This window comes from Thiocapsa sp. (assembly GCF_035467215.1).
GTDB lineage: Bacteria > Pseudomonadota > Gammaproteobacteria > Chromatiales > Chromatiaceae > Thiocapsa.
Genome location: NZ_DATITZ010000086.1, coordinates 1 through 13,964, shown reverse-complemented (window position 1 = coordinate 13,964; position 13,964 = coordinate 1). Strand labels below are relative to the sequence as shown.

General features: G+C 64.6%; 13 protein-coding genes and 1 pseudogene. 5 read left to right on the top strand and 9 right to left on the bottom strand.

Annotated features, from left to right (window positions below):
* Positions 1-328, bottom strand: a 328-nt coding sequence (locus tag VLR48_RS04555) for a double zinc ribbon domain-containing protein (protein WP_325290643.1), incomplete at its 3' end; no start/stop codon positions are given.
* Positions 329-399: 71 nt separating this feature from the next.
* Here VLR48_RS04555 and bioB point away from each other — a divergent pair.
* Entirely contained in the window at positions 400-1,446 is a 1,047-nt protein-coding gene (bioB, locus tag VLR48_RS04550) for a biotin synthase BioB (RefSeq protein WP_325290642.1), read from the top strand.
* 53 nt (positions 1,447-1,499) lie between these two features.
* Positions 1,500-2,111, top strand: a complete 612-nt coding sequence (locus tag VLR48_RS04545; protein WP_325290641.1) for a hypothetical protein — start codon at positions 1,500-1,502, stop codon at positions 2,109-2,111.
* Positions 2,112-2,294: 183 nt separating this feature from the next.
* Here the strand turns inward: VLR48_RS04545 and epmA are convergent, their stop codons facing one another.
* Positions 2,295-3,299: an EF-P lysine aminoacylase EpmA gene (gene epmA, locus VLR48_RS04540; RefSeq protein ID WP_325290640.1), complete on the bottom strand. Its 1,005-nt coding sequence runs from the start codon at positions 3,297-3,299 to the stop codon at positions 2,295-2,297.
* A gap of 72 nt (positions 3,300-3,371) precedes the next feature.
* Positions 3,372-3,944, bottom strand: coding sequence for an elongation factor P (efp, locus tag VLR48_RS04535; RefSeq protein ID WP_325290639.1), 573 nt, complete (start codon positions 3,942-3,944; stop codon positions 3,372-3,374).
* Positions 3,945-3,978: 34 nt separating this feature from the next.
* Between efp and epmB the strand changes: the two genes are divergently transcribed.
* From epmB to VLR48_RS04520, 3 genes are all read left to right on the top strand, one after another.
* A complete protein-coding gene (gene epmB, locus VLR48_RS04530) occupies positions 3,979-5,052 on the top strand; it encodes an EF-P beta-lysylation protein EpmB (protein WP_325290638.1) in 1,074 nt (357 codons plus the stop codon).
* Between the two features lie 67 nt (positions 5,053-5,119).
* Positions 5,120-5,617, top strand: coding sequence for a hypothetical protein (locus VLR48_RS04525; RefSeq protein WP_325290637.1), 498 nt, complete (start codon positions 5,120-5,122; stop codon positions 5,615-5,617).
* Positions 5,614-6,165: an EAL domain-containing protein gene (locus VLR48_RS04520; RefSeq protein WP_325290636.1), complete on the top strand. Its 552-nt coding sequence runs from the start codon at positions 5,614-5,616 to the stop codon at positions 6,163-6,165. The genes VLR48_RS04525 and VLR48_RS04520 overlap by 4 nt, the downstream gene beginning before the upstream one ends.
* Before the next feature lie 281 nt (positions 6,166-6,446).
* Here the strand turns inward: VLR48_RS04520 and VLR48_RS04515 are convergent, their stop codons facing one another.
* The 6 genes and pseudogenes from VLR48_RS04515 to VLR48_RS04490 all read right to left on the bottom strand — a co-directional run.
* Positions 6,447-7,406, bottom strand: a complete 960-nt coding sequence (locus VLR48_RS04515; protein ID WP_325290635.1) for a 5'-nucleotidase — start codon at positions 7,404-7,406, stop codon at positions 6,447-6,449.
* Between the two features lie 62 nt (positions 7,407-7,468).
* On the bottom strand, positions 7,469-8,014 hold the full coding sequence (locus VLR48_RS04510; RefSeq protein ID WP_325290634.1) for a hypothetical protein: 546 nt from the start codon (positions 8,012-8,014) through the stop codon (positions 7,469-7,471).
* A gap of 374 nt (positions 8,015-8,388) precedes the next feature.
* The gene (locus VLR48_RS04505) at positions 8,389-9,021 is read right to left on the bottom strand and encodes an AAA family ATPase (RefSeq protein ID WP_325290633.1); all 633 of its coding nucleotides are present in this window, start codon (positions 9,019-9,021) and stop codon (positions 8,389-8,391) included.
* 46 nt (positions 9,022-9,067) lie between these two features.
* Positions 9,068-9,838: a hypothetical protein gene (locus tag VLR48_RS04500; protein ID WP_325290632.1), complete on the bottom strand. Its 771-nt coding sequence runs from the start codon at positions 9,836-9,838 to the stop codon at positions 9,068-9,070.
* 173 nt (positions 9,839-10,011) lie between these two features.
* Positions 10,012-10,800 (bottom strand): hypothetical protein, encoded by a 789-nt coding sequence (locus tag VLR48_RS04495; RefSeq protein ID WP_325290631.1) that lies wholly within the window; start codon positions 10,798-10,800, stop codon positions 10,012-10,014.
* 160 nt (positions 10,801-10,960) lie between these two features.
* Positions 10,961-13,964: pseudogene (locus VLR48_RS04490) on the bottom strand (efflux RND transporter permease subunit); the annotation flags it as partial.

Here is a 13,964-nt window from a genome sequence, read left to right as displayed (position 1 = left end):
GATTGAGCCGTACGCGAAACTTCGCGCCTCCGACCAGCGTCGGGATCGCCGCCTCGTAACGAAAGGCGGCAAGGCTCGTCTCGAACGGCGGCGGGTGCCGCTGACAGGCGGCACACCGCGTTCCCGCGGGCATCGGGCTGTCGAGGGGCACGGCGCATTGGGGACAGCAGTCGCGGTTGTGCGGCAACTCGGCCGCGCAGCCGGAACAGAGGTCGCGCCCTCCTCCGCTCGTGAGGCCGGGCGCGCCGCACAGGACGCAGGTCGGCGGGAACAAGACCGACACCAGCCGGGAGATCACGCCGCTCGTCTCGACCGGATCACCGAACATTGGTTGACAACCGACCCAAGCCCACTAGCATAGGTGGTTTTTCCGCACCCGGAAATCGTCCCATCACGCCCATGTCACCCAAGCCTTCCCCGCTGCATGTTTCCATCCTCCGCCACGATTGGTCGGTCGAGGAGATCCAAGCCATCCTCGATCTCCCCTTCACCGATCTGATGTTTCGCGCCCAAACGGCGCATCGACTCTACTTCGATCCCAACCGCGTCCAGGTCAGCACACTCCTGAGCATCAAGACCGGCGCCTGCCCGGAGGACTGCGGTTACTGCGCCCAGAGCGCGCGTCACGAGACCGGCCTTGAGCGCGAATCCCTGATGCCGATCGACGAGGTCCTCGACGCCGCACGGATCGCCCGCGAGCAGGGGGCGACCCGCTTCTGCATGGGCGCGGCCTGGCGCAACCCGACCGACAAGAACCTGGAGCAGGTCGTCGCCATGGTCGAGGGCGTCCACGCGCTCGGGCTGGAGACCTGCGTGACCCTGGGGATGCTGACCGGGGCGCAAGCGTGCCGCCTCAAGGAGGCCGGGCTCGATTACTACAACCATAACCTCGACACCTCGCCCGAATTCTACGGCCAGGTCATCACGACACGCACCTTCCAGGACCGACTCGACACCCTCAAGCACATCCGCGACGTGGGTCTGAAGACCTGCAGCGGCGGGATCCTCGGCATGGGCGAGTCGCGGCGCGATCGTGCCTCCATGTTGCGTCAGCTCGCCAACCTGCCGACCCATCCGGAGTCGGTCCCGATCAACCTGCTGGTTCGGGTCGAGGGTACACCGCTGCAGGCGAGCGAGACACTGGATCCGTTCGAGTTCGTCCGCGTGGTGGCAACCGCACGGATCCTAATGCCCGCCTCCTATGTGCGCCTCTCCGCCGGGCGCAGCGAGATGAGCGACGAGCTGCAGGCGCTCTGCTATCTCGCCGGCGCCAACTCGATCTTCTACGGCGATCGCTTGCTCACCACGCCGAACGCCGAGTCCGACCGGGATCGCGCCTTGTTTGCCCGCTTGGGTCTGGCCTTCGAAGAGATGGACCCCGAACGCACCGAGCCCGGCGCCTGTCACAAGGCCAAGCAGGCCTTGGATGCGGTTGTCGAGCACTGACCGACGTGCACGCCGGTCCCTATCGTCTCGGTCAAGCGCACACGGAGAAACAGATGAACGCAACGATCACGGGAACCCTGGCGTTGGCGGCCGGCCTTGCCCTGACGCTCAACACGGCTTGCGCGGACGAGGTGACCGATCAACTCGACGCGGCCAAGCAGGCGTACGAGGCCGGCGAGCTCAGAACGGCCGCGGAGACCCTGAACGGCGCGGTCGAGGCGATTCGCGCACAGATCACGGCCGGGCTTCTGACGCTGTTTCCGCCGCCTCTGGAGGGATGGGTCGCGGACGAGGCGCAGGCCCAATCGGGCGGCCTCGCGTCCATGTTGACCGGGACTCATCTCAGTCGGCGCTACGTCCGGGAAGACAACGCCGAGGTCACCCTCACACTGATGGCCGACTCGCCGATGATGCCGATGTTGACCATGGCCATCTCGATGCCGTTCATGATGCAGGCCAACGAGGATCTGAAGAGCTTCTCGCTCAAGGGCGAGCGCGGCATGATGGAGCACACGCCCGGCAGCCAGACTTACAAGGTCACCCTCATGGTCGGCAATCGACTCCTGGTTCAGGGCGAAGGCTCAGGTCTGACGGATGCGGCGCCGCTGGAACAATACCTGAATGCGCTGGACTTGGAGGCCATCCAAAACGCCTTGACGGACTGAACCGCGTCCCGAGAGACATGCAGCGTTGGGGCGTGGCGGTGAGGTTGCCTCGACAAATGACCTCGGCAAGACGCGGTTCAGGAGATTTCAATCTGAAACCGCGTCCGCGCCAAAGCCCGCAGACACCATCCAAGATCAACCCCGACGATGATCGCGCAAAGAGCAGAGTGACGCGGTTTCACTTCACGCCCGCTCGATGGGGAAGGCCAACACATGATCGATGTGCGTAGCTCCCGTGGCGATCATCAATAAGCGGTCGAGCCCGAGCGCGACCCCGCTGGAGGCCGGCATGCCGGCCTGGAGTGCCGCAAGCAGACGCGTATCCGGCGGGATTTCGGCCAAGCCGAGACGGCGACGCTCGGCGCAGTCGTGGGCAAAGCGCGCACCCTGCTCCGTGGCATCGGTCAGCTCGTGAAAGCCGTTCGCCAGCTCGATGCCGTCGATATACAGCTCGAAACGCTCGGCAACCGCCTGATCATCGGGCGGCTCGCTTGCGGGCCGAATCCGCGCCAAGGCCGCCTGGCTCGGCGGATAGTCGCCGAGGAAACTCATGCCTGAACGCCCGAGACGCGGCTCGAGACACTGAGTCAGCAGGAGATCGAGCCAGGCGTCGCGTTCGAGATCCAGCCGATCGGCGTCGGGGATCTCCGCCCTGACCGCGGCCGCGCGCAAGGTCTGCAACGGCGCCGTGAAGGGATCCAGGTCCAAGACTTCGAGAAATAGGTCGCGATAGCGGATGCGCTCCATCGGCAGCGTCGGACGTTGCAGTGCGGCGCGGACCAGATCGGCGACCTCGTCGATCAGATGTCCGTAGTCCAGGCCCGGTCGATACCACTCCAGCAAGCTGAACTCCGGGTGGTGCCGTCGCCCGCGCTCCTCGCCGCGAAAGACCTTGCAGATCTGATAGATGGGCCCGCTCCCCGAGGCGAGCAGACGCTTCATCGGAAACTCGGGCGAGGTCTGCAGGAAGAACCCTCGAACGGACTCGAACCCATCACCCGATAGGCCACCGGAGAGCCAGAGACTCGCGAGCGCCGGATCCGTCGCACCGGCGTGCGAGAGGATCGGCGTCTCGACCTCCATCACGCCGGCAGCGGCAAAAAAGGCGCGAATCCGGGCCAGCATCTCGGCGCGGGCCTGTAGGACGGCGGTCGTTGCGCAAGCCGACCAGTCTTCGTAAACAGGCATCAGGATAAGCAGGTCGATGGCAGGGACGAGCGGACGGCGCCGGTCGGGCCGGCATCGCTCGACCGCGCGTCGTCAGGCCTCTTTGGCGCGCGAGACATACTCGCCGGTGCGGGTATCGACCTTCACCAGCTCGCCGGACTGAACGAACAAGGGCACACGCACCACCGCGCCCGTCTCCAGTGTCGCCGGCTTGCCGCCGCCGCCCGAGGTGTCGCCCTTGAGCCCGGGGTCGGTCTCGGTGATCGCCAGGACGACGAAATTGGGTGCGTCCACGCTCAGCGGAACGCCGTTCCAGAGTGTCACCCTGCAGATGTCCTCCTCCTTGATCCACTTGGCGGCGTCGCCTACGGCGGTCGCGTCGGCGGTCATCTGCTCGAAGCTCGCCGGATCCATGAAATGCCACTCTTCGCCGTCGTTGTAGAGATACTGCATGTCGGTATCATGCACGTCGGCCGCCTCGACGGTGTCGCCCGACTTGAAGGTCTTCTCGACGGTTCGTCCGGTCTTGAGATTGCGCACACGTACCCGGTTGAAGGCCTGGCCCTTGCCCGGCTTGACGAATTCGTTCTCGACGATGTTGTAAGGATCGCCGTCCAACATGATCTTGAGTCCACCCTTGAACTCGCTGGTACTGTAAAAGGCCATATCGTCCTCGTTGACTGTGGAGCTAAACCGCGCAATGGTACCGCGAAGCATCGCCGCTTGTCAGACCGCGACGCCGGAGCCGTTCCGGACGCCCGAGCGTGAGGCGGCCTGGAAGCAGGACCTCGCCGAGGCCTACCGACAGGCCGGCGACCTCCTCGCCGCACTGGGTCTGAGTCCGGAGGCGATCCCGGATCTCGACGTCGCGGCACCGGGGTTCCGGATGCTGGTCCCGCGCGCCTTTGCCGCCTTGATGACGCCGGGCGACCCGCGCGACCCCTTGCTCAGACAGGTCCTGCCGCTCGGGGCGGAACGCTTGTCCGTCGCCGGATTCAGCCGCGATCCGGTCGGCGACACCTCCGCGGACATCGGCTCGGGGCTGCTTCGAAAATATTCAGGCCGTGCCCTCCTGATCGCCACGGGTGGGTGCGCGGTGCACTGCCGCTATTGTTTTCGAAGGCATTTTCCATACGCGACGCTCGGTCAAACGCCGGATCGCACAGCCCTTGCCGTGGCCTCGATCGCCGCGGACCCGGGGATCTGCGAGGTGATCCTCAGCGGCGGGGATCCCTTGATGCTGGACGACGATCGCCTCGGTGCACTGCTCGAGCGCCTGCACGAGATCCCGCACCTGAAACGCCTGCGGATCCATACACGCATCCCCGTCGTCCTGCCGTCCCGGGTCACCGACGCACTCTGTCGAGGCTTGGCCGGCTCGCGTCTCGCCACGATCCTGGTCGTCCATGCCAATCATCCGAGCGAGCTGGGTGCGCAGGCCGAGGATGCACTGCAGCGACTGAGTCGCGCACGTCTGACCCTACTCAACCAAAGCGTCTTGCTGCGCGGGGTCAACGACGCGCTCCCGACACTCGCAGCGCTCAGCGAGCGCCTCTTCGAGTGCGCGGTTCTCCCCTACTACCTCCACCAGCTCGATCCCGTGGAGGGTGCTGCACACTTCGCGGTCTCCGACGCGCAGGCACTGCGGCTCGGCGAGGCGTTGCGTGAACGCCTTCCCGGTTATCTGGTCCCGCGACTGGTCCGCGAGGTTCCGGGTGTCGGATCCAAGATTCCCTTGAACGACGCGGCCAGCATCGGATCGCCGCTCTTGTGAGCGCGTTCGTTTCCCTAACGGGCCGTGAAGTCCGATAATCGCCCGGATGACACTGTCCCGAAAACTCGTGGATTCCGCACCAACCCGTATCATGGCCGCGCACGACCGCGTGGCCGAGATCCCGATTATCATGATCGCCGCCGACGCGCACGATCCCGACGCCGTGCGCGAAGCACAGCAACTCGGGGCACGTGCCGTGCTCGCCCGCACCGACGACGAGCAGCTTGTCTGGACCATCCAGCGCGAAGTGACCGATCTGCGTCAACGTCGCCGCGCCCGTGAGCTGGCGGCTCGGCTCAAGCAGTGCGAACGACGCTCCCGCGAGCTGGTCGAGCAGTCCGGTACGGCGATCGCCTTCGTAAAGCAGGGTCTGCACCTCGACGCCAACAGCGCCTATCTCACACTGCACGGCTACCCGAACCTGGTGAGACGACATTCGGAGCTTCTGCGCGATCTGGGTCTGACCCATGGGCCGGACATCGTCGACGGCTTCGGCCCGGTCTTGGCCTCGGTCGCCGACCGTGCTCATGCGCTCACGCGAATCAGCGACGACGGTTCGCCTTGATCGTCGACGACTTGGATGAAAAGGAGGCCGAGGCACTCGGCGCGCATATCCGCGAGCACGCCCGCCTGACGCAGCGCCTCGCAACCACGGGACGCATCGCGCCGGACTGCGATATCGGTTACTACCTCGTGAAGGGACGTGCAGCGGCCGCGCAAGACATCCTCAACGCAGCCCACAGGCTGTGCGTCTACAGCGCGGCTTCGCCCACGGACTGCACCGCCGGGATGCAAACCCCCACCTCGCTGGCGGCCCGGACCAAACAAACCGCCGTGGACGGGGACTCGGAGGTCGCCGACAAGATCGCCACGGCGCTCGGCAACAAGCAGTTCAAGCTCGTCTACCAACCCATCATCAGCCTCATGGGCGACAACCAGGAGAACTACAGCGTCCTGGTGCGTCTGCTCGACGAGGCGGGCGAGTTGTTGGAGTCCAAGGATTTCATCGGGGCCGCGATCCGACGCGGGCTGATCGAGGAGATCGACAAATGGGCGATCCGCGACGCCGTGCGCGTGCTCGCCGAGCAGCGCCAAGCAGGTCACAACCTGTGATTCTTCATTAACTTAGCGGAAGACGCCTTCCGCAACCCCAGCATCATCCCGCATATCTGCGACTGTCTGCGTGAGCTCGACGTACGCGGCAACTGGCTCGCCTTTCAGTTTCAGGAAGAGGTGGTCGCGGAGAATCTGACAGAGCGATCGGCAACCGTGTGAGTCGGCGCAGTTTAGAAGATTAAAAAACGTAAAATTCTAAACCGCGTCACCGCCGGGGAGCGGGGGGCGCACCAACCCTTCGACTCACTCGACACTGAACATCTCGCTCTGGACGCGGTTTAGCCGGGGTTGTCCGCGGGCTCTGCCGTTCGGTTCGGCGGGTCGGTCTCGATATTGGCGACACCGTGCGGGACATGCCCGGTTGCGACATGACGGCTTGCCGCGTCGCAATGGACACGCTGATCGTCGAAAAAGATGTCCGCGTCGAAGGCCGCGAGAAAACGCCCTTTGTCGAGCCCACCGAGAAAGAGTGCCTCGTCGATGCGGATATCCCACGCACGCAAGGTACGGATCACCCGCTCGTGCGAGGGCGCACCGCGCGAGGTCACGAGCGCGGTGCGCAGCGGCGATGCCTCGGGCGGAAAGAGTGCCTGAAGTTGATGGATCGCCACCAGCAAACCCTTGAAGGGTCCACCGGGTAACGGCTCATGCGCGGCGGCCAGCTCGGTCGCGTTGAAGACTTCGAGCCCTTCGCGACGGAAAAGCCTTTCCGCGTCGTCGGAGAAGAGGACCGCATCGCCGTCAAACGCGATTCGAACCTGCTCATCCTGCTCCGGATCCGCCGGAAAGCCCGCCGGCAGGACCGTTGCCGCGGCACACCCTGCATCCAAGGCCGAGCGCACGTCCCTCGGATCCGCGGACAAGAACAGATGCGCACCGAAGGCGGCCACGTAGCGGTAGGGACTTGCCCCGCCCGTGAAGGCGGCGCGAGCGATATCCAGACCCTGATGATGTGCGGAGGTCAGGACGCGCAGCCCGGTATCCGAGCTGTTGCGCGAGATCAGGATGACCTCGACGCGACCCCGATCACCCAGGGCTGCATTGAGGCTCATGAGCTTTTTGGCGAGCGCAAAGGCCACACCGGGCTCGAGGATGTCGTTTTCGTGCGCGACCTGATAGTCGCGATAGGCATCGACGCCTTGCGTCTCGAACACCTGATGAGACTCGCTGAGGTCGAAAAGCGCGCGCGAGGAGATGGCGACGATCAGTCGCACGGATTCGGGGAGACCCGGGGGCACGGTCAACTCCGATTCGTGATGGTTCGAATGGTTCTAATCACCCTTGCAGGGATCGCGCTCCATCACCACGGCATGAACCAATTCATGAACTGCAAGGGGCGGCCGATGCTTTGATTCATGCCCGCCATATCGTTGCGCATGGACGAGGTCGACATGGTCATCGCCTGCATCGAACGATCCATGGTCTGAATGCTCGTCAACATGGGCTCCAGGGTGTTCACATCCCGCGCCATCGAATCCACACTGACGGCCATGGTGCGGACGTTCGCACTCATCTGCCCCATGTTGTCCGAGATCGACTGCATGTTGCTGGCCAGCACCGTCATGTTGGTGTCGACACTGATGGCCAGATAGTGGACGTCCTTGGCGAGACTGAACACGAGGTAGAACCCGTAGGCCGCAAGGATGATGAAGGCGAACAGGCTGGGATAGACGATCAGCTCCCAGCGCTTGGCACTGGTTTCGAAGGCCTGGGACAGGCGATCGATCGCGAAGGCATGCAGCTGAACCTCGGTGACGCCCGCGGCGCGTGCATCGGCTTCCGCTTGCTCGTTCGACACCTCGCCGTCCGGGAAGACATCGGTCCTCGGGATCTCATTCTGCGCCATGATTCGGGCCGGTTTGTAAGCAGTTGATAAAAATAGTCAATAAAGTCGGCATGTTGCCGCCAAGCATCACATTCACTCTTGTCGCAAAAACGGCCTCCCGCAAAGCGAAGGGCACTGTAGCAATCGATGCTATACCGGAAGCCGACGATGTGATGTCAACGAAGCCATTGAAATCTTGCTGATAGCAAGACGATTAGCTCGCACATCAGTGCGGGCAGGAGATTGAATACTCGTTGCCGCTCCCGTTGTCTCATGAGCTTAACAGAATTGCGGAATGCGACAAGGCGAACCGAACGCCGCGCACGGTTCGAGCTCGTAACGTGACCGGCACCCAAGCAGTCGTGCATGAAGCGAGGGCGCCTCTCCTCGGCGGATTAGCTAACCAGGTGCGGATAGAGCGTCGCGGCCAGCCCGAGAAACTCCCGCGCCGCCTTGCCGCGGGACTCCAGCTCGAACACCGCCAAGCCCTCGCTGAACGAGCGCCGAAAGACGGTGCGTTGCGAGAGCCGCGGCTTGATGAAGCGAATACCCGGGAGCGAGACCAGCGCGGCTGCGGCCTCGTTGGTCTCGCGAACCGCGTGGTGGGTGTCGCCCCGATTGATGAATCCGATGATGTCGGGAGGGGTCTCGCGCTCGACCGAGGCAATCAACTGGATGAAACGCTGGGTCGACCAGATATCGGCCTGCGACGGCGGAACCGGCACGACGACGCGGTCGCACCGCGCAAGCGCCGTGCGCAGGCTCTCCATGTCCGATGTCCCGACGTCGATGAGTGTCTCGTCGGCGGCCTTCAATTGCTCGGGCGCCAGGGCGCGCTTGTCGGACGCCTTCAGGACGGGATCGAACCCCTCTTCCCTGCGCACGTCGATGACGTCGGTCAGGGTCGCCTGAGGATCCGCATCGATCAGTTGAACCTTCACGCCCGCCATCGAGAGCCAGACCCCCAGATTGAAGGTCAAGGTGCTCTTGCCCGAACCGCCCTTAAGACTTCCGACGATCGTGATCATGCCGTGCTTCCGCGTCCGCGTTCATCCCCGATGCCGCCCCGAGCGACTATTGTCCGGGCTGGGGCATCTCCATGCGCGAGTACCCGGCGGGCACCGCAAACAGATGGTCCGGCTGGTCGCCGATCCGGATCGATTTGAGCTCGCGCACACCGCCGCCGGGAAACTCCTCTCGGACCGACAGCTTCAGCTCTGGATCGTACCATTGCAGAACCCGGGTCGGCGGCCGATCGGGGGCGGTCGTGGTCATCTCCCATTTCTCGACCTGACGGCCTTCCATGGTTTCGGTGCCGACCATCACGAGCTCCATCTTCTCGCCGTTGGACATCTCGTGTTTCAGCGGAATCGCGCGCTCGGCGTCGATCCAGAGGGTCCCGTTCATGGACTGACCTTCATGGGTCATGACCATCTCCCATTTCACCGCGGCCCGCCCTCCGACCGCCTCCTCGCCGGCACGTCGACAGGTCAGGCCGGGCATACCGGCGCAGGGATCGGTCTCCGCGCTCGGGGGCGGCGCCGGCGCGGGTGCGCCTTCGCCCGGAGGTCCTCCTTGCTCCATGTAGGTCTGCCGCTCGGGGAAGAGGACCCACATCATCCCGCGATTCTGATCGATGATCTGAACCACCTCTTGACCCTGCTGCGTCATCTCCTTGCGCATCCGGCCGTCGCCCACGAACATCTTGACGGTTTCGGTCTGCCCGTCCGGGCCTTGATTGATCATGTCCGCGGAGAACTGGACACCCGCGATCTCCGCGTGCGCCGTGGCCGCCAAGGCGGATGCGAGCGCGATACCCATCACAGCCTGCGTTTGCGTTCTCATCTTGTCTTATCCTCCCATCGATCGGTGATCAGTCATGACGACACCCCGGCCCTGGATCGGGGTCATTTGCGGCTTCTCGTCGCATCGCGCCCAAGCCGTTGCCGATCGGTAGGGCCGCAATCCGGTCGCGAGCCGCGAGCTGGACAGCAGGATCCGGGCGGGCCGACGACGGATCAAGGCCAAGGCGCCGGCTCGAAACCGAACGTCCGAGGCGGCGGCGTCAGCGCGTCCATCAGTCCCGCAGGGGCCCGCGCTCGTCCGTCCCGGTCGCCGCGCCCCGGCTCGAGCGGACGCCAGCCGGGTGTTTGCGCGCGCTGCTCCGCCTCCTGATCCGTCAGCGGTCGGAACCTGTATCCGGCCGTCTCATCCTGAACGATCCCGCGGCCCGACCACGGCTGCGGATCACCGCGAAACCGATATTCCGTCTGCGGGTAGTCCGGTCCGAAACCCTCGCCCCACGCCGACGGGGCAGTCGAGGATTCGCGCCAACCTCCACCCGCCGCCCGATCGTCGCGATCGAACCAAGGGTCCGGGGACGCCGTCCCGGTCGAGATCGCCGGCGAGGTCGCGTCGGAATATCGGCCTCTCGCAGGGGGGGCATAGCCGTCGTCGGGATAGCCTTGCGCGGACTCTCGGCTGCGCTCCACCCAACGCCCGTCGCGGTTGATGAATCCATCGAGCCCACTGTCCGCCCCTGGCGCGATGTCGTAGCCTCCGTACTCCGTTCCTGTCCAGGTCCTGTCGTCGCTGCGGCGCGAATCGTCGTCTCGGTATTGGTAAGGATCGTAAGAGCCGCGATCGAACCCCGACCGCGGCGTCTCGTATCCACCGGAATAGACCGGTTGGTCGACCCGGGTCGGTTGTCGAGCCTGCCCCCAAGACTCCGCACCGAACGCCGACTGATGCGCCGTGGCGGAGAGCAAGCCGAGCATCAGCCCGGAGACGAGCAAGAAAGGCGTCATTGCGCGACCTTTAAATCCGTTGTCAGGTGATGTCCTCTGTACCGCGCCCGGTCTTGCGATCGACCCGAAGCATCGCCCCTGACGCACGCCTCGCGCGCCGTCGGAGACCGAACCCGGCCCCGCGTCCGTTCGCATGAGGACGCGGGTCGCCGTCGATACACTAACGATCGCCCGTGTCGTTCTCGTCGTCGATCTTCAATCGAATACCGCGCCGAGGCGCCTTTTTCTGCACCGGCTGACTCGAGGTGTCCGCCGCTGCAGTCTTCTTCGCGGCCGTCTTGCGCGTTGTCGGTTTGGCATCCGACGCCGTCGTCGCACGTTTTTTGGTGACGGTCCGAGCAGGCTCCGACGCGGCGCTCTCGCCTTTGGCGGACGGTGCTTCCTTCTCCACGGGCACATCGGCGGGCGCTGTCGTCGCCGCAGCGGAGCGCGCGACCGGCCGGCGAGCGGGCTTGGGCTTGACCGCGCCTTTCGCCGCCTCGAAGAGCAGCAGGAAGATCCCGCGTACCGCGTAGAGCGCAAGAATGAAGAACTCCACGACCTTTCCGAAGAAGCGGCTGACACCGCCGCCACCGGAGCCCTTGCGCGGTGTCTTCATCGGAGCGGCATCCGTCAGGCACGGGAGGCTGGTGCCGGACGGGGCCGTGGCGAGCGCCACCCGACACATGTCGTCACCCGCGGCGACGCAGCCGAGCGGAATGACGATCAGGGTCAGGACGGTCGAGACCAACACCCCGGAGAGCAGCGAGATCGCCATGCCCTGGAAGATCGGGTCGGTGATGATGACGCTCGAGCCCGCGACCAGGGCCAAGGCCGTGATCACGATCGGGCGCGTGCGGATCTTGCAGGAGCGGATCATCGCCTCGGCGACCGGCACGCCCTTCTGGATCTCGTGGATCGCGAAATCCACCAGCAGGATCGAGTTTCGCACAATGATGCCCGCCAACGCGATCCAGCCGATCATCGAGGTCGCCGTGAACTCCCCCCCGAGACCGAGGCTGAACATGATCGCATGCGCCGGGATGATCCCGAGCAGGGTCAAGGGGATCGGCGCCATGATCACGAGCGGGATGCGGAAGTTGCCGAACTCCCAGACCACCAGGATATAGATCAGGATCAGCGCAACCCCGAAGGCGGCGCCCATGTCGCGGAAGGTCTCGTAGGTGACGGTCCACTCGCCCGCCCAGGTCCAGGCCAAGCGACTGCTGTCGGGGGGCGCGTCGAGCCAGAAGATGGCGTCTTCCATCACCTCGCCACCTTGCGGCTTGGTGCCGTCCGGTGCCGTGTAGTCCTGCTGATTGAGGATACGCTCGACCTGGAACATGGCGTACACGGGTGCCGCAAGCCGCCCGCCGACATCCGCCACCACATACTCCACCGGACGCAGATCCTTGTGATAGATGATGTCCTCTTCAGGCGTCAGCAGGAATTCGCCGAGTTCGCGCAGCGGGACTGTGTATCCCTGATTGGACTGAATCGGAAGGTCGCCGAGGCGATCGACCTGCGAGCGCTCTGACAGAGGCACCTGAAGCACGATCTGGACGGGCTCGTGACCCATCTGGCGACCTGCCTGCGGCTTGATGTCGCCGATCGGCGAGCCGCCGAGGGCCATCGCGAGATTGCGGTTGATGGTATCGACCGAGATGCCGCGACGCACCGCCTTCTCGGTATCCACGTTGAAGCGCCAGTAGTCGAAGGCACCCCTGAGATAGTTGTCGACATCGCGGGCGCTCTCGGCCTTGCCGAAGATCTCGGTCAGGTCGCGTGCGAACTGACGCCTCAGCTCCGGCGTGGGTCCGTAGACCTCCGCGACGACCGATTGCAGCACCGGCGGACCCGGGGGCATCTCCACCACCGCAAGCGCTGCACCCGTGCCCTCGACCATCTTTGCGAGCAGCTCGCGCGCCTCGACGGCGATCTCGTGACTGCTTCGATCCCGGTCGTGCTTGTCGGTCAACTGAACCTGAAGCTCGCTGTGCCAGGGATCCGAGCGCATATAGTAATGACGCACCATGCCGTTGAAGTCGAAGGGTCGCGCGGTTCCGGCATACAGCTGAATGGCGGTCACCTCGGGCATGCTGCGCAGCTTGTCGGCCATGCGATGCGCGAGGTTCGCCGTCACCGGCAGCGCCGTACCCTCGGGCATGTCGAGCACCACCGAGAATTCGGGCTTGTTGTCCAGCGGCAGCATCTTGACCGCCACCAGATTGAAATAGAAGAACGACAACGTGACGAGGAAGGTGCCCCAGAGCGCCAGCTTGAAGACCAAGCGCTTGCCGCGATTCTCGATCAGGGGGGTCAGGATCCGTCGATAGAGCTTTTCGAGACCCTCGGCCTCCTTATGCTCGCGCTTCTCCGCCGCCGCGAGATATTTCATCGAGGGACGCAGCCATTTGGAGATCGCAAGGTAGGGCGTGAAGACGAAGGCCGCGAATAGCGAGATGAACATCGCCACCGAGCCCAGCACCGGGATCGGCGCCATGTAGGGGCCCATCATGCCGCTGACGAAACCCATCGGCAGCAAGGCGGCGATGACGGTGAAGGTGGCCAGGATGGTCGGGTTGCCGACCTCGCGCACCGCGTCGATCGCCGTGTCTTCGTCGGTGCGCCCCTCTTCGAGCCAACGCCGATAGATGTTCTCGATGACAACGATGGCGTCGTCGACCAGGATGCCGATCGAGAAGATCAACGCAAACAAGCTCACCCGGTCGATCGTGTAGTTGGTCACCCAGGCCACGAAGACCGTCATGAAAAGCACGACCGGGATGACCAGCATGACGACAATGGCCGGACGCACCGCGCGGAAGGCCAGCAGGACCAGGATGACCACGAACATGGTCGCCTTGATCAGCTTGCCGATCAGCTCAGAGACCTTTTGGTCGGCGGACTGCCCGTAGTTGCGCGTGATGCTGACCTCGACGTTGGCCGGGATACGCGAGCCCTTGAGCTCCTCGACGCGCTCGATGATGGCGTTCGCCACCGTCACGCCGTTGGTCAGCTCCTTCTTGGCGATCGCGATGGTGACGGCCGGGCGGCCATCCGCGGCGTCATCGATCTCGGACGCCGGCCCGGGCTAGAAGGCGACCAGCTCGGAGGCGTCCTCGGGACCCTGGGTCACGCGCGCCACGTCGTGGATATAGATCGGCAGGTTGTGGAAGGTCCCG

Excerpts from the sequence above, each read along its gene's own strand:
- epmB (WP_325290638.1), top strand. The coding sequence starts at position 3,979 with ATGGTACCGCGAAGCATCGCCGCTTGTCAGACCGCGACGCCGGAGCCG.
- VLR48_RS04495 (WP_325290631.1), bottom strand. The coding sequence starts at position 10,800 with ATGACGCCTTTCTTGCTCGTCTCCGGGCTGATGCTCGGCTTGCTCTCC.
- efp (WP_325290639.1), bottom strand. The coding sequence starts at position 3,944 with ATGGCCTTTTACAGTACCAGCGAGTTCAAGGGTGGACTCAAGATCATG.
- VLR48_RS04545 (WP_325290641.1), top strand. The coding sequence starts at position 1,500 with ATGAACGCAACGATCACGGGAACCCTGGCGTTGGCGGCCGGCCTTGCC.
- VLR48_RS04510 (WP_325290634.1), bottom strand. The coding sequence starts at position 8,014 with ATGGCGCAGAATGAGATCCCGAGGACCGATGTCTTCCCGGACGGCGAG.
- bioB (WP_325290642.1), top strand. The coding sequence starts at position 400 with ATGTCACCCAAGCCTTCCCCGCTGCATGTTTCCATCCTCCGCCACGAT.
- VLR48_RS04505 (WP_325290633.1), bottom strand. The coding sequence starts at position 9,021 with ATGATCACGATCGTCGGAAGTCTTAAGGGCGGTTCGGGCAAGAGCACC.
- epmA (WP_325290640.1), bottom strand. The coding sequence starts at position 3,299 with ATGCCTGTTTACGAAGACTGGTCGGCTTGCGCAACGACCGCCGTCCTA.
- VLR48_RS04500 (WP_325290632.1), bottom strand. The coding sequence starts at position 9,838 with ATGAGAACGCAAACGCAGGCTGTGATGGGTATCGCGCTCGCATCCGCC.